Here is a 23,642-nt window from a genome sequence, read left to right as displayed (position 1 = left end):
GAAAGGGGACAAATTTCAGCGGAGAAAGAGGTAGTGGTAGTGAAGAAATTCTTTGTAGGATTTTTAGTTGTTCTTGGGGTGTACTTATATTTCCAAGGAAAGTCTGAAGGAATGGGCAAGTTAGTGAATGAGACAAGCTATGTTGACTCAGAAGAAGCAAAACAAATGAAACAAATTATTATAGAGGAAGCAAAGAAAGTCAATCTTCCAGAATGGATACCTCTTACAATTGCTGAACATGAAAGCCGGTTAAATCCAAGAAGTATTGGAGATAACGGAACTTCATTCGGACTGTTTCAATTGCACCGTGGCGGTGGGCTTGCACCAGATCATTTAACTGATGAAGAGTTGAAAGATCCGCGCACAAATGCGCAAATTGCAATGCCGCATTTAATGAAAGGGTATAAGCGCGGGGTGCAAAAAGGTTTGACTGATTTTGCATTACTAAAATATGTAGCAAATACATCTGGATGGCCAGGAAATTTAGGGCCAGAGTGGACGGATAATAACATGAAGTATAACATCGGATTAGAAGATGTGTACTATCGAAATAAAGGTGTAATCAAAGAGTAGGTTTTCTATACCTACTCTGTTTTTTTATGAATAATTGCATCTTTTTCGCTCGTGAAGTATTGCGCGAGTTGTATTTTCACGTCTTTTAGTTTTGTAGAAACTTGCGGTATTTTATATCCTACATATAATGGTGAAACGACGAATCTAGGAACAACTTTACAAATGATTTTTCCGTTTAAGTAATAGAAGAATAAGTTATAACTACTACATCCTTTATGGAAATCTGTCAGTATGTAACGTACAGTTTGCTGAATATAATTTGCCAGTTCATCTATGTATCCAATATCTGCAATGATGATATTAAATTCAGTAAAACCGATAATAGGACGATCTGAAATATTGAGTTCAATGCGTTCGTTTTTTTGTACAATGACTCCTCGGAAGTTGTCCTGTTCTACGTTACCGAGATAGTCTACATATTTCATTCCGATAATCTGCATGTGTGCATGATGCAAACTCCCGCCTGAGAATGGACCGTGATTTTTGTATAAAATCACAGATGTGAATTCTTCATTCTTCTGTAAGTCTAACCAATGTTTAATGGAGAAACGAATTAGCGATCTCATATGTTCTTCTGTATATGTCGCAATGTGGTCTTTACAATTATCGGTTTCGATTAGCACCGTTTGAAATGTATCTTTTAATGTAGGGAATTTGTTTTTCAGCCAAATAATTGAGCCCTCAGTTGCTAAAATATCCGTTAAATTTTCTCTGTCACAAAAAGGACATGCAGCGCTTCTATTCCGAATGCTTTCTGGTTTTTGTTTGCCAATATCGTTTAAAAAGTATAGTTGTTGTGTATCCATTTGTATATATGCCCCTTTAAAATATGTGTAAAAATCCCGCTTAATACATTCGGGAAAAGGAGAAGGAAATCCTTTAAAAGGAATAGGAAAAATAAAAGACAAGATATCCTCATTACAATAGGGTACCTTGTCTTTTATTTTTTCTTTAATAATGTGTATGGATAATATAAATCATTTTTATTATGTTTCTTTTTTCTATTTTTTATTGTGTATAAGGCAATTGCTGTACTTGCGATTACAATAATGGCTTTCTTCATATTCATTTACCCCTTTTTTATTGTTGGTTTAATTCTTGGCTAACTGCTTTTGCATCAACTAGAGCATGTAAAATCATTTTTACCATGTTCATCATATTCCTTCACTCCTTTTTATAGTTCATTTAGTTCTTTTACAACTGCTTGTCCGTTCACTAATACCTCAAAGATTGCTTTTACGATTTCTTTCATCATGATCGTTTCCTCCTTTTGTTTGGCTCTCTTGTTTACATCTTTATTGTATAGGGAGGCATCTTTTCGTACTATCGCTTTCCATTACGTGAACATAACAGTTTTGTAAGATTTGATGTCACTTATTGAAATGTTTAGTCTATCTTCATTATTTTCAGAAAAATGACTATTCAAACATGAAATGGGAAAGTATAATAAAGAAGTAAGTATTAAATTCCGTACGAAAGAGGTGAATGAGATGAAACGTTCTTTAGCTGCACGTGCCAAATTTTTAGATTATATCTATTTTTGTCGTGCGATTTTTCATGATGTAGTTGTTAACGGGATACGTCTGTCCTTTTTTAACAATTGCATAGTAGCTATTGAACGATAGAAATCTCTTCACCCATTTTTAATAAACGTGTGAAAGGGAGCTATTTGGCTTCCTTTTTCTATGTCGAAAACCATGGGGAATGTTTCTTTCCCATGGTTTTTTATATTGAAAGGAGTACGGAAAATGACAATTTGTAGTGTAAATAATGTAACGAAATCTTTTGGTGGAAACATCATATTTGAAAATATATCGCTTGAAATAAAGAATGGTGAACGTGTTGGATTAGTTGGTCGTAACGGCAGTGGGAAGACAACAATCTTTCAGCTTCTAACTGGAATGGAAAGTTTGGATGCAGGAGCCATTCATATGAAGAAAGGTACACGTATTGGTCATGTGGCACAAATTCCGAAATTTGATGAGGGTATGACTGTATATGATGTATTGAGTTCCGCTTTTAAAACAGAAAAGGAATTAGAAAGAGAAATGCGTGCTTTAGAAAAAAATATGGCGGAAGAACGGGAACCATCTGCTTTACAAAAATTAATGGAGAGATACGGAGTAATCCAAGAAAAGTTTGCGTTTCTTGGTGGTTATGAAATAGAAGCGAACTTGATGAAGGTAGCAAATGGTCTACAGGTGACAGAATTATTCCCTCGACCATTTCTGGAGTTAAGTGGTGGGGAACAAACAAAAGTAAGCCTTTCATACATGCTATTGCAGAAACCAGATTTACTTCTATTAGATGAACCAACCAATCATTTAGACTTATTTGCCGTAGAGTGGCTAGAGCAATTTTTAAAAGAATACAATGGAACGGTTATGGTCATTTCACATGATCGCTATTTCCTTGATGAAGTTGTAACGAAGATTTTTGATTTAGAAGATGGAGAGATTCACGTGTATCATACGAACTATTCTCAGTTTGTTGACGAAAAGGAAGAACGGTTACTTCAGGAGTTTCAGGCTTATCAAGAACAGCAAAAGAAAATAAAGAAAATGAAAGAAGCAATTAAGCGACTACGTGAATGGGCAAATCAGGCGAATCCTCCGAATGAAGGATTGCATAAGAGAGCGAGAAGTATGGAACGTGCACTGGAACGTATAGAGAAACTAAAGAAACCTATTTTAGAACGAAAACAAATGGGACTTCAGTTTGAAGGGCAAGAGAGAAGTGGGAAAGATGTTGTTGTAATGAAAGAAGTGAGTAAAGGGTTTGCTGGCCATCCTTTATTTAACGAAGCGAATTTACATGTTCGTTTTCAAGAGCGTGCGGCGATCGTTGGCCGTAATGGTACAGGAAAGACAACGCTACTAAAGTTATTATTAGAAGAAATAAAACCAGACGCTGGAGAAATTCGAATTGGTAGTAGTGTGAAAATCGGTTATTTATCACAGCATGCGTACGGAAATATGAAGAGTAATGTATTAGAGGCTTTCAGGGAATATGTAGCTGTAACAGAGGGCGAAGCGAGACATATATTAGCTAAGTTTTTATTTTATGGTCCAGCGGTGTTTAAGAAAGTAACGCAACTGAGCGGTGGAGAAAAAATGAGATTAAGACTTGCGCAACTTATGTATCAAGATATCAATTTTTTGATTTTAGATGAGCCGACAAACCATCTCGACATTGAATCAAGGGAAGTTTTAGAGGAAGCTCTTGAGCAATATAATGGGACGATTTTAGCTGTTTCACATGATCGTTATTTTTTAAATAAGTTATTTGAAAAGACGTATTGGATTGATGAGCATAAATTATTTGAGTTTGCAGGGAACTACGCATGGGCTCGTCAAAAGTGGGAAGAAAAGCTCGAGAAACAAGTAATAAAGCAGCAACGCCAAGGAAGAAAAAGTATAGCAACAGCTCCTGTAAAAAAGAAAGAAGTTAGGAATATTGAGGATATTGAAACGGAGTTAATGCATGTAGAAGAAGATATATATATGCTTGAGTGTAAGATGGAACATGTAGTTGATGTTGAAATGCTTGAACAATTGTATGAAGAAAAAACGAAGAAAGAGTTGTTACGAGCGGATTTATATAATGAGTTAGAGAATATTGTGGAGTAAAGAAATTAGAATGAAAGAGCAAGTTGTTTTCTCATATTTTGAGGAGGGCTTGCTCTTTTTGTGTAAGAAAAGAGAAGTAATTGGTATAATTTTCTTGTTGTTACAATAAAGAGACATATTTTAGGTTATTAAAACGTGAGGAGAATTTTATGTTAGGATACGCGCGAATAGCTACGATCGTCATGATTTGTTTTGTTTACGCAAACCATGTTTCACGTGAAACAGCACATTTGCAATTTTTTGTGGGTACAGCACTTTTTATTTATATTGTGAATCACATTTTGCTAGTAAAAGTGAATGGAGGTAAAAAACTTGTTTTTTATACAATATTAGCGAATGGGATAGTCACAGCTTTATTAGGTTTTTTATTTCCCGAGACATGTTTATATTTAATTATATTTGGAATTGATGCAGTAGGGCTATTTATTCATGAATTTCGTAGAAGCATGAGGTACTTTTTTATTACTTTTTTCTTTCTTTGTTGGCTTATAAATATATTACATGCGTATCAACATACAGGTAGTTTAGAATTGGAGAGTAATGCCATTAATTTTATGTTCATCGTTTTTAGTGCTTTAGCTGGAAGCTTAATAAAAAAACTTACAGCTGCTCGGAAAATGGTAGATGAGCAATATGAGGAATTGACATTGTCTCATACAGCTCTAAAAGAAGCGCATGAACAATTACGTCTATATGCCAAAGAGGTAGAAGAATTGACAGCCGTTCGAGAGCGAAATGATATTGCCCGAGAAATTCATGATACTGTCGGTCATAATATGACAGCCTTACTTGTCCAATTACAACTGGCAGAGGCTTTGTGGAAACAAAAGTCGGACGCTACGGAAGAGGTTTTACATACATGTCATGGGCTAGCCAGGAAATCACTTCAAGAGGTGAGAGCGTCTGTACATGCCTTAAAAGAAGAAGGTAAACTAGGGAACATAATAGAGAATATGCGTGAAATGTTACATGGATATTCTAAAGCGACGAAAGTACAAGTATCGTTTCAATTACAAGGAGATCCGGTTGTGATTCCGCTGTCACTACAACCTACACTGCTCCGGGTTATGCAAGAGTCTTTAACAAATGCAAAGCGGCATGGCAAGGCGAGTTTATGTGAAGTGAGTTTAACTTGTTCGGCGAAACAAGTTAAACTATGTATTTTGGATAATGGCGTGGGAGTTAACGAGGTAAGCCCAGGTTTTGGTTTACTTAATATGAGAGAACGAGTAGAGGAACATGGTGGAACTATTCAATTTGAAAGTGAGATAGAAAAAGGCTTTCGGTTACAGATTGAATTTCCACTTCAGGAGAAAACGTGGTTAATAGGGGGAACTGTATGATTCGGATTATGATTGTTGATGATCAATCACTCATTCGTGATGGCTTAGCGATGTTATTAAATTTACGTCAGGAACTTGAAGTAGTGGGAACTGCTACAGATGGAGACGAAGTGATACAAAAGGTGAAAGAGTTACATCCTGAAATTATTTTGATGGATATTCGGATGCCCCGTATGAATGGTGTTGAAGGAACACGTTTAGTTAGAGAACAGTTCCCTCATATAAAGGTACTTATGTTGACGACTTTTAGTGATAGTGAGCTTATCTTTGAAGCATTGGAGCAAGGAGCAAGTGGTTATTTATTGAAGGACATGGAGACAGATGCAATCGCTCAAGCAATTTTAACGGTGCATAGTGGAGGGGCTGTGCTTCCTCAGGATATAACAGCGCAAATCATAAAAGAATTAAAAAAGACAAAAGTAGCAGTAGAGTGCACCACACCAGAACAATTAGCGCAATTAACTGAGCGAGAAGTAGATGTTTTAAGGGAAATTGGACTTGGGTTAAATAATAAAGAGATTGCGGAAAAGTTATTTATTACAGAGGGAACTGTTAAGAATCATGTTTCTAATTTAATTAGTAAGTTAGAACTGAGAGATCGAACGCAAGCAGCCATATACGCAGTAAGGTATGGCATCACGATGTACACATGACTTTTGGCATATATAATTGTGAAAAAGCAGCAGAATTTGCTGCTTTTTTATTTTGTATTTCTATCTCAAGGATGATGGAGAGAAGAAGAAATTTTTCTACAATGAAAGTGTAGATGAATGCAAAGGGGCTGAATCAGTATGTTAGTCATAGATCATATTACGAAATCATTTGGTAAGAAGGAAATCATAAAGAATGTTTCTTTTGAGGTGAAGAAAGGGGAAACATTTGGATTGCTTGGTCCAAATGGAGCGGGAAAATCAACGACGATATCAATGATTTGCGGGTTAATTTCATACGACAGTGGTGATATAAAAGTTGGTGGGAAATCTGTAAAAGAATATCCATTAGAGGCGAAAAAGAAAATTGGTATTGTTCCACAAGACATTGCGCTCTATCCAACACTTTCAGCGAAGGAAAATTTGGTTTTTTGGGGAAAAATGTACGGTTTAAATGGAAAAATTGCAAAAGAACGAGTGGAGGAAGTATTAGCTTACGTCGGTTTACAGGACCGTGGAAAAGATAAAATTGAAACATTTTCAGGTGGAATGAAAAGGCGTATTAATATTGGTGCAGCACTTATGCATGAGCCAGAGTTGTTAATTATGGATGAACCGACAGTTGGGATTGATCCGCAATCGAGAAACCATATTTTAGAGACTGTTAAAAAGTTAAATGAAAAAGGGATGACAGTTATTTATACGAGTCATTACATGGAAGAAGTAGAGTATTTATGTGAAAGAATTGCAATTGTTGATCATGGAAAGGTAATTGCATTAGGAACGAAAAGGGAGCTATGTAATCGACTGGCGGATGGGTTTATAGTGAGATTGCAATTAAATCGTTATAGTACGGAACTGCTACAAAAGTTGAAAGCACTATCTGTTGTTGAACGAATTATTTTTGATGAAGATAATAGTACGATTGATATTGGGCTAAATGGTGGCGAGTCCATTGGTACAGTTGTGTCAGTAGTTGTGGAGAACAACGCTCAAATTTTAAAGCTTGAAGTGCAAGAACCGAATTTAGAGGCACTCTTTTTACAATTAACAGGACGTTCACTTCGTGATTAAGGAGGTTAGTGCGAGATGAAAAGTTTTATTATTGCATGGAAAGATTTAAAAATACGTTTAATTGATCGGCGCGGATTTATGATGATGTTAATTATGCCGCTTTTATTAACAGCGATTTTAGGTTCAGCGTTAAGTAATATATTTGATAATGGTGGACTACCCAAAACAGTGATTGGCTATTATCAAGTAGGAAATGATGAGTTTGCAGATGTCTTTCAAAAAGACGTATTGCAATCTAAAGAATTAAAAGATGATGTGAAAGTAAAGATAGTTAATTCTCAGGAAGAGCTTGAAGATATGTTAAAGGAAAAGAAAATCGATGTGGGAATCGTCATCCCAAATAAATGGAGCGAACAAGTACAAGATGGAAAATTAAAAGAACCAAAGGTGTTTATAGACCCATCAAAAGATATACAAGCGAAAATCGCTGAATCAATGGTCCGCTCTTTTTCAGAGCGTGTTCAAACAATTGCGGTATCTACTAAAAGTGTTGTGACGGAATTAGCAAATTCTCAGCATAGTAATGTGGAACAAGTTGCAAAAGAAGTAAGTGGGGATTTACAAACAGTAGCAACTTCGGGTGCAGATAACATTGAAAAAGGAACGATAGGTAAAAAAACAGTTGCAGCGATGCAATATTATGCCGCAGCGATGTTAGTCATGTTTTTACTATATAACATAACAGTAGGTGCAAAGTCAGTTGTAACAGAGCAACGAACTGAGACGTTGGCGCGTTTGTTCAGTACACCGACGAGCTCATTTTCAATTTTATTCGGGAAATTTTTAGGTACATTATTATTTGCTTGTATACAATTTGGAATATTTATAGTTGCTACACACTTTATGTTTCATGTGGAATGGGGCGGAGACTTATCTCAAATAGTAGCGGTGGGAATGTCTTATGCAATTTGTGTTTCGGGTTTATCTATGTTAATTGCCGCTTTTATTCGCGAGGAAAAAATGGCAGATGTAATGGGAGGAATCGGTATTCAAATACTGGCTATATTAGGAGGATCGATGTTACCAATTTACGTATTCCCTGATACACTTCAAACCATTGCGAATGTTGCTCCGAATAAATGGGCACTTACAAGCTTTTTAAATATTATGTCGGGAACATCTTGGGATGTGTTACTCCCTGTTATTTTTAGTTTATGTGGTGCAGGAATTGTCTCCGTTATGATAGGAACATTACGTTTACATACGAGATAGGAGGGAGAAATGATGAAGAAAGTTTGGGCACTTTGTTGGCTAGAGTTAAAACAAATTTTAATAAAACCACAAAGTTATATACTTATGTTTGGAATGCCTATTATTTTTACACTCATTTTCGGCGGACTTTTAGGTGGAAGTGGGAATAAGAAAGTAAATGTTAGCTTAGTAGATGAAGATGGCTCTGTATTATCTAACAAGTATTACGAGGACATAAAGAAAAGTGACTTAATTTCTATAGAGAAGGTAACGTATAAGGAAGGCAAACAGAAGATTGAAAACAAAAAATCATCTGGCATAGTTCTTATTCCGAAAGACTTTCAAAAGAATATGTTAGATGGAAGGGTAGAAAATATTCAGTTTCAAGCTAGTGCTGATTTTACTGGTGGAACTTCTGTAGAGCAAGTATTGGCAAGTGCATTAAAAAAAATGGAGATAGAAGTTAGTGCAGCGAGAGATTTTGAGAAGAAAAGTAACGCTTCGTGGGAACCTATGTATAAAGAAATCTATACAAAAGTAGAACCTGCTTCGATTCAAAAAGAGTCAATTTCACATGATGATCAAAAGTTAAATAACGTTACAGGGCGAGCAGCGGGATTTTCAATTCTATTCGTTATGATTGTTATGTTAAGTGCGACGGGGACTATTTTGAAAGCTAGACAACTTGGTGTTTGGTCTCGTTTATTAGAAGCACCAGTTTCAAAAGTTCAAATACTAACGGGATATATCCTTTCATTCTTCTTAATAGGATGGATTCAATTTGGTGTTCTAATGATATTAACGCATTCCTTATTTAATGTGCAGTGGGGAAATTTGTTAGGGGTTATTATACTCGTTTCCGTATTATTATTAGCTGTCATTGGTCTAGCCTTATTATTAGCAAGTATCGTGAAAACAACAGAACAACAGTCTGCATTAGGTAATATCGTTGTGATTTCAACATGCATGATTGGTGGCCTGTATTGGCCAATTGAAATTGAACCAGCATGGATGCAGACGGCAGCAAATTTTGTTCCGCAAACTTGGGCGATGCGTGGCTTTACGGAGTTAATTGTAAGGGGAGGTACATTGGCAGATATAGGAGGATATATTGGTATACTCATTTTATTTGCAGGGGTCTTTTTCATAATTAGTTTAACAAGAATACGTTACGACTGAAAAAAAACAGAGTTACAGCTTTACACGCTGAACTCTGTTTTCTTTTTGTGTGGTATCTTCCTTTGTTGAAATGATAATAGCGATCCCGAGCATAATAAAAAAAGCTAAAAAGAGGACGAACTTTGGGAAGAATGGGAATAGTAATAGCGCCCCGACTATCATAATGGTTAATAACACGTAGTGCAGGACGTATTGGAATAGGTTGTCCATGTTTTCGCCCCCTTTTTGGTAATTGGTTATTAGTAGTCTATGTTTCATATGGAACGAATAGAAGTGAATTTTTAATTTTGTAATAAGAAATAAAAGAGAGTGATTGACATGTTTAAAGGAAAGGAATAATCTTGAAATTAATTCATACTATTTTTATAGGAAAAATAAAGATAGTTACAGAAAGGAGGCCTATGTTCCTACATCTTTAAAAATTAGGAAGGTAAAGGTGAGAGTGCAATGAAAAATGTTTTTAAAGGAGCAATTGCTACATTTCTTAGTGTGTCAGTATTACTAGCCGGATGTGGTCATGAGGAAGCAAGTACAAATGAAGCCGGGAACGTACCAAAAGTAAAAGATGAATTTATTAAGGCGAGCAACAAAGCAAAAAGTCCTACAAAAGTAAATGAAAGAAAAGATACTTTTGTAGTTGGAATGCCGAGTCCTGGAGGGATATTCCTTCCGCACTTTATGGAGAATGGATGGGATGGTAATATAACGCAAGCTATCTTCGCGCCCCTTGTTGGGCTGGATAAGGAAGGAAAGCCAATTCCAATATTAGCGAAAAAGTGGGAGATTTCGGAGGATCAGCTTACATATACATTCCATTTGAAAGATGATTTAAAGTTTAGTGATGGTTCACCGTTAACTGTAGATGATGTAGCATTTACATTAACGTTATTACATGATCCAACTTATAGTGGTGCGACTGATATAAGCCAAACAGCAATAAAAGGTGGTCAAGCATATAAAGAAGGAAAGGCAACCTCTATTGAGGGAATTCAAGTCATTGATCCGAAAACAATTACGATTACGACTGAAAAGGTAAATGCTCAAACATTATCATTAATCGGCGGAGAGGTTATATCTAAGACTTATTACGGGAAAGAGTATAAACAAGGACACTTGGAGTATTTAAAAGAGTTGTATGGAAAGCCGGTGGGAGCAGGAGCTTATAAGTTAGATAAATATATTCCTGGTCAGGAGGTTCGATTTGTAGCTAATGAAAATTATTTTGAAGGAAAACCGAAGATTGAGCACTTTATTTATAAAATTACAAAGGGTGATACGAAGTTACAACAATTTCAAGCAGGAGAAGTAGATTATGATGGTTTTACGACAAACGTGGAGACCATTGAGCAATTAAAAGATTTAGGTTTTGCTAATATTAATGTGTATACAGGAAGTTCTTACGGCTACATTAAAATGAATTATAAGAAACCATACTTTAAAGATAAGCGTGTCCGCCAAGCATTTATTTACGGATTAGAGCGTCAAAAGGTTATTGATACGTATTTCCAAGGTTATGCTTCACTCGTTAATGTACCGATTACGCCAGTTTCTTGGGCGTATACAGAAGAAGGTATTAATAAATATGAGTATAACTTAGAGAAAGCAAAGAAATTATTGGATGAGGCTGGATGGAAACCAGGTTCAGATGGAATCCGCGAAAAAGATGGCCAAAAATTGAAGGTAAATTATTTTGCTTCTTCTGCAAGTAAAATAAATGATGTAATGATCCCGGTGATGAAAGAGGATTATAAAAAGCTTGGTGTAGAGTTTAACCCAGAATATATGGACTTTAATACGATGATTTCAAAAGTGATAAAAGGTGATTATGATTTAGCAATGGTATCTACGCCAATGATTGATGATCCGAGCGGAACGATTGAAGAGTTTGTTTCAACAAGTAAACGAAATTATGATGGATATTATAATCCGAAAGTAGATGAATTAGCTAAGCAAGCATTAGAAACGTTGGATATTGAAAAGCGAAAAGAGATTTATAAAAAGTTATATCAAGAATTAAGTGAAGACCCGCCTGTAATCTTCTTGAATAATAGCAAAGTGGTGTCTGCACATAATGCACGAATTCAAGGATTACAAGAAGATAACTATAACGGTATTTTATTAAGTTTACCTAAATTAAAGATAGAATAATAATTTTGAAAAAAGTCTAAAAATATTTATTTAGAAAGAATTGACAAAATATAACGGACGATATAAGCTAATAACCATAAAGTCTACCGGAAAGGTCGGAATAGGATTGTTACCCCTCAAAAACATCTATTTTTTTACGAATAAAACCGACTTTTCCGATTGGCTATAAAATGTTGCTGTGGGAGGCATACATAAGGCAAGCAATTCATAAGGTTTAATTATTAAAAAAAGTTAGGGTGGGGACAATGAAGAAAAAGACAAAAAAATGGGCTGGTGTATTTTCAGTATTATTGAGTAGTTCGCTTGTGTTATCTGCTTGTGGGGGACAGGAAGATACGGCTTCTACAGAACCGGTAAAAAAGCAGGATTTAAAAGACGCTAAGATTGAATCAATTCCAGCTACAGATAAAAAGAAAAGTCCAGAGAAAGCAAATCAGCGAAAAGATACTTTTATTACAGCCATTTCTAAGCCAGGGGGAGTTTTCCTTCCGTATTTTCAAGATAATGGTTGGGATGGAAATGTAACGTCTGTTATTTTTGCGTCATTAGTAACAACAGACAAACAAAGTAAACCTATTCCGGATCTTGCCGAAAAATGGGATATTTCTGCTGACCAGTTAACATATACATTCCATTTACGTAAAAATCTAAAATTTAGTGATGGTTCGCCTTTAACGGCGGAGGACGTAGCATTTACATTAACACTACTTCATGATAAAGCGTATGAAGGTGGAATGGATATTGCTCAGTATGCTGTTAAAGGTGGAAAAGAATATAAAGAAGGAAAAGCAACTTCTATTGAAGGAATTCAAGTTGTTGATCCACAGACAATTAAAATTACAACTGAAAAAGTTAATTCACAGGCGCTAACTAATTTAGGTGGCCCAGTGCTATCAAAAGCTTATTATGGAAAAGATTATAAACAAAATACAAGTTTAGACTATTTAAAAGCATTATATGGGCAACCAATTGCAGCGGGTCCATATAAATTTGAAAAATATGTTCCAGGTCAAGAAGTACGCTTTGTTGCTAATGAAAATTATTATGCAGGTAAACCAAAAATCAAAAACTTTATTTACAAAATCACATCAGGTGATACTGGATTTCAATTATTCCAAACAGGTGAACTGGACTATAGTGGATTTAGAGCAAATCCTGAGAATATAGACCAATTAAAAGGATTAGAGTTTGCAAATATTAATCTTGAATCATCAAGTGATATTGCTTATATCTATGTAAATAATAAGAAATCGTATTTGAAGGATAAGAAGGTGCGTCAAGCACTTACTTATGGATTAGACCGTAAGAAGTATGTGGATACAGCTTTACAAGGATATGGATCTGTTGCTAACGTACCAATTGCGCCAGTTTCATGGGCATATACAGAAGAAGGTATTAATAAATATCCACACGACGTAGAAAAGGCTAAAAAATTATTGGATGAGGCTGGTTGGAAAGTAGGTTCTGACGGGGTTCGTGAAAAAGATGGTCAAAAACTAAAATTAACATACTATGCATCAAATACAGGTAAAACAAATGATATCTTTATTCCAATTGCAAAAGAAAGTTACAAAGAAATCGGTGTTGAATTAAATCCAGAGTTGATGGACTTTAATACGATGCTTTCAAAAGTAGGAAAAGGTGACTACGATTTAGCGGCAGTTTCAACACCAGGAATTAGTGATCCAAGTGAAGTTGTAAGTGATTACTTATCAACTAATCCAAAAAGTGATACGGGTTATAACAACCCGAAAGTAGATGACTTGATTGTAAAAGGTATAGGGACGACAGATATTGAAAAACGTAAAGCAATTTATAAAGAACTGTATAAAGAGTTAAGTGATGATCCACCAGTTATTTTATTAAACTATCGTAAACTACTTTATGCTCATAATGCACGTATAAAAGGAATTGATCCAGAAAAGTACGATAGCATTAGTTCCAACTTACCAGTGTTATCTATTGAACAATAAGGGTTGACCTAAATAATAGAAGGCGTTTTTTCATACAGCGATGGGATAGTAGCTGTTTTGAAAAAATGTTCTTCTATTTTTAAGTAAATAGGATTGGGGAGACAAAAGGTGAAAACATATATCGTTCGTAGGTTCCTTCAAATGATCCCTACATTGTTTGGTACATCTATTATTATTTTTTTCTTATTTGCACTTTTGCCGGGGGATTATATTGATTCAAATCCTAAGTTAACACCAGAGAGAGCTCAAGAGTTAAGGGGATTGTATGGCTTAAACAAACCAATTATTGAAAGGTATTTTCATTGGTTAGTGAATGCTTTGCATGGTGATTTTGGATTTTCTCTACAGTATCAAGAACCTGTAACTTCATTACTTAATAAATTTATTTGGAATACATTTATCGTTGCTGTTGCAGCTTTATTTTTCACTTGGATTATTGCTCTTATTATTGGGGTTATTTCTGCAACAAAGCAGCACTCTTGGTTTGATAGATTGGTAACAATCGGTGTCTTTGCAGCAATGTCATTTCCATCATTCTTTATCGGATTATTTTTAATTAAATTATTAGCAGTTGATTTAAAGTTATTACCTATTGGTGGCATGATTGATATTGGAAGTAACTCAACAGGAATAGCATACATATTAGAAGTATTACGTCATATGATTCTACCTGTATTTATTTTAACGCTTCTTGGTGTAGGATCATTAACACGATATTTTAGAACTAGCATGTTGGATGTTGTTAGGCAAGATTATATTCGTACTGCTCGTGCAAAAGGTTTAAAAGAAAGAACCGTTATTTATAAACATGCATTGAAAAATGCAATTTTGCCAGCAATTACATTACTTGCTTTTGAATTACCTGGTTTATTTTCAGGAGCGATTATTATTGAACAGATTTTTAATTGGCCAGGGATTGGGAGTATTCAATTAGAAGCATTAAACTTCCGTGATTATACGGTATTAATGGCCTTTACAATGTTTCTTTCTTGTTTAACAATTATGGCTAATTTCTTAGCTGATATTGTATATGCGTTTGTTGATCCAAGAATTCGATTGAAGTAAGGGGGGAAAGATATGGAGACTATTACACCAATAATAGAGAAAAAGAAAGAACGAAAAAAGAGAAATGAATCATCACCATGGCGTCAAGCGTATAAAAAAATTAAGAAAAATAAGATGGCACTGTGTGGCTTATACGTTTTAATATTTATGTTTTTATTTAGTTTTATCGGTCCAATCTTTTCGCCGTATGCTGATGGGAAAGTACAAGTAACACAAATTAATAAACCACCCAGCCTGTCACATTGGCTTGGAACAGACCAGTTGGGACGGGATATTTTAACTAGACTTATGCAAGCAGGTCGTATTTCATTAACAATTGGTTTAGCTTCGATGCTATTATCCGTTATACTAGGAGCTTTATTAGGAGCAATTGCTGGTTTTTATCGAGGGGTTGTAGATCATTTAATTATGCGTGTTGCGGATGTGTTAATGTCCATCCCGGGATTACCGCTACTTATTATAATGGGAGCAATTTTATCAGAATGGAAATTACCATCGGAATACCGTTTATATGTTGTAATGATTATTTTAAGTTTAGTAGGATGGCCAGGACTTGCCCGGCTTGTGAGAGGACAAATTTTAACATTGCGGGAGCAAGCCTTTATGCAAGCAGCAGATGTATTAGGATTAAAGGATTCTCGGAAAATTATTCATCATTTAATTCCCAACGTCTTTCCGTTGCTTATTGTTGTAGCAACTTTGGGTGTTGCAGGTTCAATTTTGAGTGAATCCGCACTAAGCTACTTAGGTCTCGGAGTCGTTCCACCTACACCGTCATGGGGGAATATGATTAGCGCAGCGAACTCGTTAATTGATTTCCAAAAGCGTCCGTGGTTATGGATTCCGCCTGGTTTCGCAATCTTTATAACAGTAGTATCAATTAACTTACTTGGTGATGCACTTCGTGATGCGTTAGATCCAAAGATGAGACGGTAGGTGAGAGGGTATGAGTAAAGCGGTAGTAGAGCTGAAAGACTTACAAACACATTTTCAGACAGAAGAAGGAATAGTAAAGGCTGTTAATCATGTTAGTTTTACAGTTCGAGAAGGTGAAACGGTTTGTGTTGTAGGTGAATCGGGTTGCGGGAAAAGTGTAACAGCTTTATCTATTATGGGACTTATTGCTGAATCGGGCAGTGTAGTAGGTGGAGATATTTTATATGAAGGAAAAAGTCTTTTAGGAATGAAGGAGAAAGAGCTTCGTAGTTTACGAGGCAATGATATTGCGATGATTTTCCAAGAACCGATGACATCGCTAAATCCGGTCTTCACTGTAGGGGAACAAATTGTAGAGACGTTAAGGGAGCATGAACTGCTTAGTAAAAATGAGGCGTATAAGAAGGCAATTGAGTTAATTCGTAAAGTCGGTATAGCTCGTGCGGATGAAATTGTCCATTCTTATCCACATGAACTGAGCGGTGGTATGCTACAACGTATTATGATTGCTGTTGCACTTAGTTGTAATCCGAAGTTATTAATTGCGGATGAACCGACAACGGCTCTTGATGTTACGATTCAAGCACAAATATTGGACTTATTAAGGCAAGTAAAAGAGGAATTTAAAACATCTATTTTATTAATTACACATGATTTAGGCGTTGTAGCAGAAATGGCGGATTACGTTGTCGTTATGTATGGCGGGAAAGTGATTGAAGAAGCGCCAGTACTAGAAATATTCCAAAATCCGAAACACCCGTATACGAAAGGTTTGTTGAAATCAAAACCAGTGATGGGAAAACGAATAGATAAACTGTACTCTATTCCAGGGCAGGTTCCTAATTTAGTCGGTTTGGATGAATTTTGCTACTTTAGCGGTCGTTGTGAGCATTGTATGGAAATATGTAAAGAAGAAGCGCCAAATCTGAATGTACATGATGAGAATCATAAAGTAGCTTGCTGGTTATATGAGGAGCGTGCGGGACAATGAGTGAACCATTATTAGAAGTAAAAAACTTAAAAACATATTTCCCAATTAAAGGCGGCATATTTAGTAGAACGATTGGACATGTGAAAGCAGTTGATGGAGTAAGTTTTACTATTAATAAAGGCGAAGTGTTCGGTCTCGTTGGTGAATCAGGAAGCGGAAAAACGACGATAGGAAAAACAATTTTACGTCTCGTTCAAAAAACGGAGGGAGAAGTGAAGTTTAAAGGACACGATGTTCATTCTCTATCAAAAGAGGAATTGAGAAAACATCGTCCTAATATGCAACTCGTGTTTCAAGATCCATTTAGCTCATTAAATCCGAGAATGAGAATTGGAGAGGCACTTGGTGAACCAATGTTGGCTCACGGACTAGCGACGAAAGAAAATGTTCGTGAAAAAGTGACAGAAGTATTAGAGTTATGCGGCTTAGCCCCATATCATATTGACCGGTACCCTCATGAATTTTCTGGTGGACAACGTCAGCGTATCGTTATCGCAAGAGCTATGGTATTAAATCCGGAATTTATAGTAGCTGACGAACCTGTGGCAGCACTAGATGTATCTATTCAAGCACAGATCATTAATTTGTTTAGTGAGTTACAGGAGAAAAAGGGACTATCTTATTTGTTCATTTCTCATGATTTAAGCGTAGTAGAGCACTTATGTACGAAAATTGGAATTATGTATTTAGGAACGATTGTGGAAACAGCGCCGCGTGATGAGTTATTTAGGAATCCACTACATCCGTATACAAAAGCATTGTTATCAGCTGTGCCAATACCAGATCCAACAGTGAAGCGAGAGCGGATTATACTAGAGGGTGATATTCCAAGTCCAGCAAATCCACCTTCGGGTTGTCGCTTTCATACACGTTGCCCGTTTGCAACAGATATTTGTAAACAAACGGTACCAGAATTCCGTAATGTTGGTGAAGAGCATTTTGTTGCTTGTCATCATGTATAAAAGAAAAGGACCCTTTCAAATTGAAAGAGTCCTTTTTTTATTTACTAGATGAAGTTTGTTTCAATACAAATTTCTCGATTGCGTGAGCAACCCCATGCTCATTATTTGTTAATGTTACGACATCACATAGTTTTTTCACATCTTCTTCAGCATTTCCCATTGCAACTGATAAGCCAGCTACTTGTAACATTGGCACATCATTAAAGTTGTCTCCGATCGCAATAGTATCTTCAATTGGTATATTGAAATAAGCAGCCATTTCTTGTAGACCGTTCCCTTTATGACCATGCTTATCCATAATTTCTACATTAGTAGGAGCTGATGCCGTAACTGAAATATCAGTGTCTTCTTGTAACATGCTTAATAGCTGTGCACGATGCGCTGCATTAAATGTCAAAATGAAGAATTTAGATATTTCTAATTCTGGATTATTTACAACATCTTCGATTTTTTGGAAATCAGTAATTAAGTTTGATTTTTTTTGTTTTTCTGTAATTCTTTCAAGTTCCTCAAGTGTAACATCTAATGCGTGCTTGTTCTCCTCGAAAGCTTGCATAACTTGATCTTGCCATGTATATGGAGAATAAACTCCTTTATTCGTATATAGCTTATAAGGAAAACCTTCAGATTCTAGTAATTTTGCAAGCTTGTATACTTTATCGTTTTGTAAACAACGCGAGTTAATTACTTTTCCATCCACATAAACAATTGCCCCATTGCTCGCTCCAACTGGAAGAGATAGTTTATATTCTTCCAATAATTTTAAAGCATCCTCTTTTGCACGACCAGAACAAATCATGACTATATGACCAGCCTCTTTTGCAGTTTGGATAGCTTGTAAGTTCTCTTTGGAGATTTCAAGATTAGATGATAGTAGCGTACCATCCATATCTAATGCGATTAATTTCAAAATGACCACCTCTTTGCTTTTATTATACATAGTTATATAGAGGAAACATATAAACTTATCTTGGAAAGGTTGTATTTTATCCCGTTTTAATGGTCGGGCTGCCCATAAAAGTTCGAGTGGTGAGGGCTGATTAAATTTTCACTTTATCTTGAATAAATCGTTAGTGAAAATTTGATAGATTCCAACGTATTTATTCCAATATGTACTTTAATTTGTAACAAAAGTAGGAGAGAGTATGGGGATATTTCGTTATATGACTGTAATATTACAATAACATTACAAACATAGAGTTAGTAGAAAGTGCATTAAAACAGGGTTTTTAAGGGTGTTTATAAAAAAACGTAAAAAAAGTGTAATAAAATTTACGTAATTATATTGCAACGTAACAATAGTTATGTTACATTAGTGTTACAAACGTTACGTTAATAACTTTAATGTAACGCTAACATAAAAACTATGAAATAAACATTTCTTAGAAATTACATATAGATAACTTATTAAAAAGGAGGATACATAAAATGAAAGAGCAAGTATTACAAGTAACAAAAGGTGACTTCGTAGGGTCAGCAAGTGGAGCAGTAGTATTAACAGCATTAATCGTATTTCTATCAAGCGTATTAGTATAATAGAAGTTTTGTGATAAAAGAAAAAGAGAGGAGAATGCAAAATGAAAGAGCAAGTATTACAAGTAACAAAAGGTGACTTCGTAGGATCAGCAAGTGGAGCAGTAGTATTAACAGCATTAATCGTATTTCTATCAAGCGTATTAGTATAATAGAAGTTTTGTAATAAAAGAAAAAGAGAGGAGAATGCAAAATGAAAGAGCAAGTATTACAAGTAACAAAAGGTGACTTCGTAGGATCAGCAAGTGGAGCAGTAGTATTAACGGCATTAATCGTATTTCTATCAAGCGTATTAGTATAATAGAAGTTTTGTAACAAAAGAAAATAGAAGGGAGAATGAAAGATATGAAAGAGCAAGTATTACAAGTAACAAAAGGTGACTTCGTAGGATCAGCAAGTGGAGCAGTAGTATTAACGGCATTAATCGTATTTCTATCAAGTGTATTAGTATAATAGAAGTTTTAAATCATACAAAATGAAAGGAGAATGAGGAATATGAACAGTGAACAAGTGTTACAAGTAACAAAAACAGATTTATTAGGATCATTAGGTGGAGCGGTAGTATTAACATCATTTATTTTATTCCTTGCAAATGTATTAGTATGAGACATATAAATACAATCATTCAAAAAAAATAAAGACTCTAGCATATTAGTAAGTAGTTAATATGTTGGGGTCTTTTTTGTTTTCCTCTCCTATATACCTTCAAGTATGAATATTCCCTCCGTCATGTAAAGAGAAAAAAGTCGAATTTTATATGTAAGAAAAAAAGAGGAATTTGACAGAAAAGATAGAAAATTTTAAAGGTCAGAATTTGTTAGCTTGCTAACTAATTTCTATTAATTAATGTTGGAAGCGTTTTCGGTTGGTTTTAAGTATGAACCATTTAATCTATTTACAGGGGGATGAGGATTTTATGAAACAAAAATCTATGGATACGCTAGCTGCACAAATGGAGGACTTTTTTCCGGTACGTGATGTAGATCATTTGGAATTTTACGTAGGAAATGCAAAGCAATCAAGTTATTACCTTGCGAGAGCATTCGGGTTCAAAATTGTGGCTTACTCTGGATTAGAAACTGGTAACCGTGAAAAGGTATCTTATGTTCTTGTGCAAAAAAATATGCGTTTCGTTGTGTCTGGAGCTTTAAGTAGTGATAATCGTATCGCAGAATTTGTAAAGACACATGGTGATGGTGTAAAAGATGTTGCTTTACTTGTTGACGATGTTGACAAAGCATATTCGGAAGCTGTGAAACGTGGTGCCGTTGCAATTGCTCCACCTGTGGAATTAACAGACGAGAACGGTACACTGAAAAAAGCAGTTATTGGTACGTATGGTGATACAATTCACACGCTTGTAGAGCGTAAAAATTATAAAGGAACATTTATGCCAGGATTCCAACAAGTGGAGTTTAATATTCCATTTGAAGAGTCAGGTTTAATTGCTGTAGATCACGTAGTTGGTAATGTTGAGAAAATGGAAGAATGGGTTAGCTATTATGAGAATGTTATGGGCTTTAAACAAATGATTCATTTTGATGATGACGATATTAGTACAGAGTATTCAGCATTAATGTCGAAAGTTATGACAAATGGAAGTCGTATTAAGTTCCCTATTAACGAGCCAGCAGATGGAAAGAGAAAATCGCAAATTCAAGAATATCTAGAATTCTATAATGGAGCAGGTGTACAACATCTTGCTTTATTAACAAGCGATATCGTTAAAACAGTGGAAGCGCTGCGTGAAAATGGCGTGGAGTTTTTAGATACACCTGATACTTATTATGATGAGTTAAGTGCGCGAGTTGGGAAAATTGATGAAGAAATTGATAGGTTAAAAGAATTAAAGATTTTAGTAGATCGCGATGAGGAAGGATACTTACTACAAATCTTTACGAAACCAATTGTAGATCGTCCAACTTTATTTATTGAAATTATTCAACGTAAAGGTTCTCGCGGATTTGGGGAAGGGAACTTTAAAGCATTATTTGAATCAATTGAAAGAGAACAGGAACGTCGAGGAAACTTATAAGATTTGTATCCACCAGCAAAAGTCTCTTTGCTGGTGGAAATTTCATTTTCATAGGGAGGAATCATGATGAAATTTGTTACATTTCGTCTTCCTTCGAAAGAAATGCGAGCTGGATGGCTTGAAGGTGACAAAATAATTGATATGAATATTGCTAGTGATGGAAAATTACCTTCTTCTATGTTCGCCTTTTTAGAGAAAGCGGATGAGTATGTAGAAGTATTGCGTAATATGGAGAATCCGGAAAAGGGTATATATTCCTTAGAGGAAGTGCAATTAGCGGCGGCAATTCCTAATCCGAGTAGTATTCGGGATTTTTACGCGTTTGAACAGCATGTAAAAACGGCCCGCGGCCGGAGAGGGCTAGAGGTTGTACCTGAATGGTACGATATCCCGGTTTTTTATTTTACGAACCATCGTGCTGTAATTGGTCCGGATGATTTTGTAATTGGTCCGAAGAAATCTAAAAAGCTTGATTATGAGTTAGAGATCGCTTGCGTAATTGGGAAAGAAGGAAGAAATATTTCTCGTGAGCAAGCAGAGGAATACATTTTTGGTTATTGTATTATGAACGACTGGAGTGCAAGGGACTTACAAGCAACAGAAATGAAGGTAGGACTTGGTCCAGCAAAAGGAAAAGATTTTGCAACTTCATTAGGAGCGCACCTTGTTACGAAAGAGGAATTGGATGTTTATCGTAACGGTGACCGTTATGAGTTAGAGATGACTGCTCATGTAAATGGAAAGCTATTATCAAAGGGGAACTTCCAAGATATTTACTATACATTTGCTGAAATGATTGAACGTGCTTCGGAAGACGTTACGTTATATCCAGGCGATGTGATTGGTTCTGGGACAGTAGGAACAGGTTGTGTTTTAGAACTGGGTACGGAAGAGTGGCTGCAAGATGGGGATGTTGTAGAACTTACGATTACTGGTTTAGGTACGTTACGTAATACGGTCAAAAAAGAAATGGAAGCAGGTGATGGGCATGTTTTATCGTCACATGGGGGAGCTACCTCATAAACGACATGTACAATTCCGTAAAAAAGATGGGTCGCTTTATCGCGAACAAGTAATGGGAACAAAAGGTTTTTCTGGTACGCAATCTATTTTGTACCATCATTATATGCCAACGGAAGTAGGTCATGCGGCATTATCTCATTCTTGTCAGTTGCAGTATGAAGAAGATGTAGCTCTTGCTCATCGTCATTTTCGCACGAAAGAAAATAAAAAAACTGGCGATGCAGTAAGCGGAAGGAATTTTATGCTTGGGAATGAGGATTTATTAATTGGAGTAGTGGCTCCGACAGAAAAAATGGACTATTTCTACCGTAATGGTGATGGTGATGAAATGTTATTTGTTCATTACGGAACAGGGAAAATTGAAACGATGTTTGGAACGATTCACTATCGAAAAGGTGATTATGTAACAATCCCAATTGGAACGATTTATCGTGTTATTCCAGATGAAGGAGAGACTAAGTTTCTTGTTGTAGAGGCAAATAGTCAAATCACAACGCCGCGTCGCTATCGGAATGAATATGGACAATTGTTAGAGCATAGTCCGTTTTGTGAGAGAGATATTCGTGGTCCTGAAAAATTAGAGACGTATGATCAAAAAGGTGAGTTTGTCGTAATGACAAAGTCGCGAGGGTATATGCATAAACATGTTTTAGGGCACCATCCGTTAGATGTTGTTGGTTGGGATGGCTATTTATATCCGTGGGTCTTTAATGTAGAGGACTTTGAGCCAATCACAGGCCGTATTCATCAGCCACCTCCAGTACATCAAACGTTCGAAGGTCACAATTTCGTTATTTGTTCTTTCGTACCACGTTTATACGACTATCATCCAGAATCTATTCCGGCACCATATTATCATAGTAACGTGAATAGTGATGAAGTACTGTACTATGTAGAAGGAAATTTTATGAGCCGGAAAGGTGTGGAAGAAGGTTCTATTACACTTCATCCGAGCGGAATTCCTCATGGGCCGCATCCTGGGAAAACAGAGGGAAGTATAGGGAAGAAAGAAACACTTGAACTAGCTGTTATGATAGACACGTTCCGTCCGCTTCGTATTGTAAAGCAAGCACATGAAACAGAAGATGAAAAATATATGTATAGCTGGATTGAAGAAGGTTCACATACTGTGAAATAAGTAAAAAGAGGCATGCTCAATAAGTGAGCATGCCTCTTTTGTGGAATCGACATGTATAATAATACCCAAAAAAATACGGAAAGATATATAGAAACAACGATAAGGATATTGTATGTTCCGAAAGATTTCTACTTATTTCGACAAAAGTATTGACTGGGGAAAATGCAATGAGTAAAATAAAAAAGCGAATTAAAAATTT

The 23,642-nt window shown here is 35.8% G+C and carries 26 protein-coding genes; 22 read left to right on the top strand and 4 right to left on the bottom strand.

Going from position 1 to position 23,642, the window contains the following annotated elements:
* Positions 1-39: 39 nt before the first annotated feature.
* Positions 40-573, top strand: coding sequence for a transglycosylase SLT domain-containing protein (locus ACLBWW_RS25515; RefSeq protein ID WP_048542991.1), 534 nt, complete (start codon positions 40-42; stop codon positions 571-573).
* A gap of 11 nt (positions 574-584) precedes the next feature.
* On the opposite strand, the gene ACLBWW_RS25510 is transcribed toward ACLBWW_RS25515, so the two are convergent.
* Positions 585-1,379 carry a DUF4931 domain-containing protein gene (locus ACLBWW_RS25510; protein WP_048542911.1) on the bottom strand — a complete coding sequence of 265 codons (795 nt, stop codon included), beginning with the start codon at positions 1,377-1,379 and terminating at the stop codon, positions 585-587.
* A 134-nt stretch (positions 1,380-1,513) separates the two neighbouring features.
* Positions 1,514-1,642 (bottom strand): hypothetical protein, encoded by a 129-nt coding sequence (locus ACLBWW_RS25505; RefSeq protein WP_002006681.1) that lies wholly within the window; start codon positions 1,640-1,642, stop codon positions 1,514-1,516.
* 421 nt (positions 1,643-2,063) lie between these two features.
* Between ACLBWW_RS25505 and ACLBWW_RS25500 the strand changes: the two genes are divergently transcribed.
* The 7 genes from ACLBWW_RS25500 to ACLBWW_RS25470 all read left to right on the top strand — a co-directional run bounded on the left by ACLBWW_RS25500 (position 2,064) and on the right by ACLBWW_RS25470 (position 9,639).
* Entirely contained in the window at positions 2,064-2,198 is a 135-nt protein-coding gene (locus ACLBWW_RS25500) for an RAxF-45 family protein (RefSeq protein ID WP_046956655.1), read from the top strand.
* A gap of 123 nt (positions 2,199-2,321) precedes the next feature.
* Positions 2,322-4,202 carry a ribosomal protection-like ABC-F family protein gene (abc-f, locus tag ACLBWW_RS25495; protein WP_048542909.1) on the top strand — a complete coding sequence of 627 codons (1,881 nt, stop codon included), beginning with the start codon at positions 2,322-2,324 and terminating at the stop codon, positions 4,200-4,202.
* 149 nt (positions 4,203-4,351) lie between these two features.
* Entirely contained in the window at positions 4,352-5,545 is a 1,194-nt protein-coding gene (locus tag ACLBWW_RS25490; protein ID WP_048542908.1) for a sensor histidine kinase, read from the top strand.
* Positions 5,542-6,198, top strand: coding sequence for a response regulator (locus ACLBWW_RS25485; RefSeq protein ID WP_000619343.1), 657 nt, complete (start codon positions 5,542-5,544; stop codon positions 6,196-6,198). The genes ACLBWW_RS25490 and ACLBWW_RS25485 overlap by 4 nt, the downstream gene beginning before the upstream one ends.
* A gap of 138 nt (positions 6,199-6,336) precedes the next feature.
* Positions 6,337-7,269 (top strand): ABC transporter ATP-binding protein, encoded by a 933-nt coding sequence (locus ACLBWW_RS25480; RefSeq protein WP_262720673.1) that lies wholly within the window; start codon positions 6,337-6,339, stop codon positions 7,267-7,269.
* A gap of 15 nt (positions 7,270-7,284) precedes the next feature.
* Positions 7,285-8,481 carry an ABC transporter permease gene (locus tag ACLBWW_RS25475; protein WP_048542906.1) on the top strand — a complete coding sequence of 399 codons (1,197 nt, stop codon included), beginning with the start codon at positions 7,285-7,287 and terminating at the stop codon, positions 8,479-8,481.
* A gap of 12 nt (positions 8,482-8,493) precedes the next feature.
* A complete protein-coding gene (locus tag ACLBWW_RS25470) occupies positions 8,494-9,639 on the top strand; it encodes an ABC transporter permease (protein WP_001975422.1) in 1,146 nt (381 codons plus the stop codon).
* A gap of 12 nt (positions 9,640-9,651) precedes the next feature.
* Here the strand turns inward: ACLBWW_RS25470 and ACLBWW_RS25465 are convergent, their stop codons facing one another.
* Positions 9,652-9,849 carry a hypothetical protein gene (locus tag ACLBWW_RS25465; protein ID WP_000369249.1) on the bottom strand — a complete coding sequence of 66 codons (198 nt, stop codon included), beginning with the start codon at positions 9,847-9,849 and terminating at the stop codon, positions 9,652-9,654.
* A gap of 237 nt (positions 9,850-10,086) precedes the next feature.
* Between ACLBWW_RS25465 and ACLBWW_RS25460 the strand changes: the two genes are divergently transcribed.
* From ACLBWW_RS25460 to ACLBWW_RS25435, 6 genes are all read left to right on the top strand, one after another.
* Positions 10,087-11,787 (top strand): ABC transporter substrate-binding protein, encoded by a 1,701-nt coding sequence (locus ACLBWW_RS25460; protein WP_048542904.1) that lies wholly within the window; start codon positions 10,087-10,089, stop codon positions 11,785-11,787.
* A 245-nt stretch (positions 11,788-12,032) separates the two neighbouring features.
* Positions 12,033-13,760 carry an ABC transporter substrate-binding protein gene (locus ACLBWW_RS25455; RefSeq protein ID WP_048542902.1) on the top strand — a complete coding sequence of 576 codons (1,728 nt, stop codon included), beginning with the start codon at positions 12,033-12,035 and terminating at the stop codon, positions 13,758-13,760.
* Between the two features lie 108 nt (positions 13,761-13,868).
* Positions 13,869-14,825, top strand: coding sequence for an ABC transporter permease (locus ACLBWW_RS25450; protein WP_447614295.1), 957 nt, complete (start codon positions 13,869-13,871; stop codon positions 14,823-14,825).
* Positions 14,826-14,837: 12 nt separating this feature from the next.
* A complete protein-coding gene (opp4C, locus tag ACLBWW_RS25445; protein WP_000447957.1) occupies positions 14,838-15,761 on the top strand; it encodes an oligopeptide ABC transporter permease in 924 nt (307 codons plus the stop codon).
* Between the two features lie 10 nt (positions 15,762-15,771).
* Positions 15,772-16,752 carry an ABC transporter ATP-binding protein gene (locus tag ACLBWW_RS25440; RefSeq protein ID WP_048542898.1) on the top strand — a complete coding sequence of 327 codons (981 nt, stop codon included), beginning with the start codon at positions 15,772-15,774 and terminating at the stop codon, positions 16,750-16,752.
* Positions 16,749-17,714: an ABC transporter ATP-binding protein gene (locus ACLBWW_RS25435; RefSeq protein WP_048542896.1), complete on the top strand. Its 966-nt coding sequence runs from the start codon at positions 16,749-16,751 to the stop codon at positions 17,712-17,714. Before ACLBWW_RS25440 ends, ACLBWW_RS25435 begins: the two co-directional genes overlap by 4 nt.
* Before the next feature lie 37 nt (positions 17,715-17,751).
* Here the strand turns inward: ACLBWW_RS25435 and ACLBWW_RS25430 are convergent, their stop codons facing one another.
* Positions 17,752-18,624, bottom strand: coding sequence for a Cof-type HAD-IIB family hydrolase (locus ACLBWW_RS25430; RefSeq protein WP_000766409.1), 873 nt, complete (start codon positions 18,622-18,624; stop codon positions 17,752-17,754).
* Positions 18,625-19,142: 518 nt separating this feature from the next.
* Between ACLBWW_RS25430 and ACLBWW_RS25425 the strand changes: the two genes are divergently transcribed.
* The 8 genes from ACLBWW_RS25425 to ACLBWW_RS25390 all read left to right on the top strand — a co-directional run bounded on the left by ACLBWW_RS25425 (position 19,143) and on the right by ACLBWW_RS25390 (position 23,443).
* Positions 19,143-19,250, top strand: a complete 108-nt coding sequence (locus tag ACLBWW_RS25425) for a DUF3948 family protein (protein ID WP_000664237.1) — start codon at positions 19,143-19,145, stop codon at positions 19,248-19,250.
* Positions 19,251-19,291: 41 nt separating this feature from the next.
* Positions 19,292-19,399 carry a DUF3948 family protein gene (locus tag ACLBWW_RS25420; RefSeq protein ID WP_000664237.1) on the top strand — a complete coding sequence of 36 codons (108 nt, stop codon included), beginning with the start codon at positions 19,292-19,294 and terminating at the stop codon, positions 19,397-19,399.
* A gap of 41 nt (positions 19,400-19,440) precedes the next feature.
* The gene (locus ACLBWW_RS25415) at positions 19,441-19,548 is read left to right on the top strand and encodes a DUF3948 family protein (RefSeq protein ID WP_000664237.1); all 108 of its coding nucleotides are present in this window, start codon (positions 19,441-19,443) and stop codon (positions 19,546-19,548) included.
* 35 nt (positions 19,549-19,583) lie between these two features.
* Positions 19,584-19,700 carry a DUF3948 family protein gene (locus ACLBWW_RS25410; RefSeq protein ID WP_000654250.1) on the top strand — a complete coding sequence of 39 codons (117 nt, stop codon included), beginning with the start codon at positions 19,584-19,586 and terminating at the stop codon, positions 19,698-19,700.
* A 42-nt stretch (positions 19,701-19,742) separates the two neighbouring features.
* Positions 19,743-19,853, top strand: a complete 111-nt coding sequence (locus ACLBWW_RS25405) for a DUF3948 family protein (RefSeq protein WP_001083700.1) — start codon at positions 19,743-19,745, stop codon at positions 19,851-19,853.
* A 310-nt stretch (positions 19,854-20,163) separates the two neighbouring features.
* Positions 20,164-21,282, top strand: a complete 1,119-nt coding sequence (hppD, locus tag ACLBWW_RS25400; protein ID WP_000810916.1) for a 4-hydroxyphenylpyruvate dioxygenase — start codon at positions 20,164-20,166, stop codon at positions 21,280-21,282.
* A gap of 66 nt (positions 21,283-21,348) precedes the next feature.
* Complete coding sequence (locus tag ACLBWW_RS25395; protein ID WP_048542893.1) at positions 21,349-22,305, top strand: fumarylacetoacetate hydrolase family protein; 957 nt, start codon at positions 21,349-21,351, stop codon at positions 22,303-22,305.
* A complete protein-coding gene (locus ACLBWW_RS25390; RefSeq protein WP_048542891.1) occupies positions 22,271-23,443 on the top strand; it encodes a homogentisate 1,2-dioxygenase in 1,173 nt (390 codons plus the stop codon). The genes ACLBWW_RS25395 and ACLBWW_RS25390 overlap by 35 nt, the downstream gene beginning before the upstream one ends.
* Positions 23,444-23,642: the final 199 nt, after the last annotated feature.

This window comes from Bacillus sp. M5A3_1b (assembly GCF_053345335.1).
This window is presented reverse-complemented; position numbering and strand designations above follow the sequence as displayed.

Coding starts and splice junctions, on each gene's coding strand:
- ACLBWW_RS25470 (WP_001975422.1), top strand. CDS start 8,494: ATGAAGAAAGTTTGGGCACTTTGTTGGCTAGAGTTAAAACAAATTTTA.
- ACLBWW_RS25500 (WP_046956655.1), top strand. CDS start 2,064: ATGAAACGTTCTTTAGCTGCACGTGCCAAATTTTTAGATTATATCTAT.
- abc-f (WP_048542909.1), top strand. CDS start 2,322: ATGACAATTTGTAGTGTAAATAATGTAACGAAATCTTTTGGTGGAAAC.
- ACLBWW_RS25505 (WP_002006681.1), bottom strand. CDS start 1,642: ATGAATATGAAGAAAGCCATTATTGTAATCGCAAGTACAGCAATTGCC.
- ACLBWW_RS25420 (WP_000664237.1), top strand. CDS start 19,292: ATGAAAGAGCAAGTATTACAAGTAACAAAAGGTGACTTCGTAGGATCA.
- ACLBWW_RS25490 (WP_048542908.1), top strand. CDS start 4,352: ATGTTAGGATACGCGCGAATAGCTACGATCGTCATGATTTGTTTTGTT.
- ACLBWW_RS25410 (WP_000654250.1), top strand. CDS start 19,584: ATGAAAGATATGAAAGAGCAAGTATTACAAGTAACAAAAGGTGACTTC.
- ACLBWW_RS25460 (WP_048542904.1), top strand. CDS start 10,087: ATGAAAAATGTTTTTAAAGGAGCAATTGCTACATTTCTTAGTGTGTCA.
- hppD (WP_000810916.1), top strand. CDS start 20,164: ATGAAACAAAAATCTATGGATACGCTAGCTGCACAAATGGAGGACTTT.
- ACLBWW_RS25510 (WP_048542911.1), bottom strand. CDS start 1,379: ATGGATACACAACAACTATACTTTTTAAACGATATTGGCAAACAAAAA.
- opp4C (WP_000447957.1), top strand. CDS start 14,838: ATGGAGACTATTACACCAATAATAGAGAAAAAGAAAGAACGAAAAAAG.
- ACLBWW_RS25395 (WP_048542893.1), top strand. CDS start 21,349: ATGAAATTTGTTACATTTCGTCTTCCTTCGAAAGAAATGCGAGCTGGA.
- ACLBWW_RS25435 (WP_048542896.1), top strand. CDS start 16,749: ATGAGTGAACCATTATTAGAAGTAAAAAACTTAAAAACATATTTCCCA.
- ACLBWW_RS25405 (WP_001083700.1), top strand. CDS start 19,743: ATGAACAGTGAACAAGTGTTACAAGTAACAAAAACAGATTTATTAGGA.
- ACLBWW_RS25390 (WP_048542891.1), top strand. CDS start 22,271: ATGTTTTATCGTCACATGGGGGAGCTACCTCATAAACGACATGTACAA.
- ACLBWW_RS25465 (WP_000369249.1), bottom strand. CDS start 9,849: ATGGACAACCTATTCCAATACGTCCTGCACTACGTGTTATTAACCATT.
- ACLBWW_RS25455 (WP_048542902.1), top strand. CDS start 12,033: ATGAAGAAAAAGACAAAAAAATGGGCTGGTGTATTTTCAGTATTATTG.
- ACLBWW_RS25475 (WP_048542906.1), top strand. CDS start 7,285: ATGAAAAGTTTTATTATTGCATGGAAAGATTTAAAAATACGTTTAATT.
- ACLBWW_RS25440 (WP_048542898.1), top strand. CDS start 15,772: ATGAGTAAAGCGGTAGTAGAGCTGAAAGACTTACAAACACATTTTCAG.
- ACLBWW_RS25485 (WP_000619343.1), top strand. CDS start 5,542: ATGATTCGGATTATGATTGTTGATGATCAATCACTCATTCGTGATGGC.
- ACLBWW_RS25425 (WP_000664237.1), top strand. CDS start 19,143: ATGAAAGAGCAAGTATTACAAGTAACAAAAGGTGACTTCGTAGGGTCA.
- ACLBWW_RS25415 (WP_000664237.1), top strand. CDS start 19,441: ATGAAAGAGCAAGTATTACAAGTAACAAAAGGTGACTTCGTAGGATCA.
- ACLBWW_RS25480 (WP_262720673.1), top strand. CDS start 6,337: ATGTTAGTCATAGATCATATTACGAAATCATTTGGTAAGAAGGAAATC.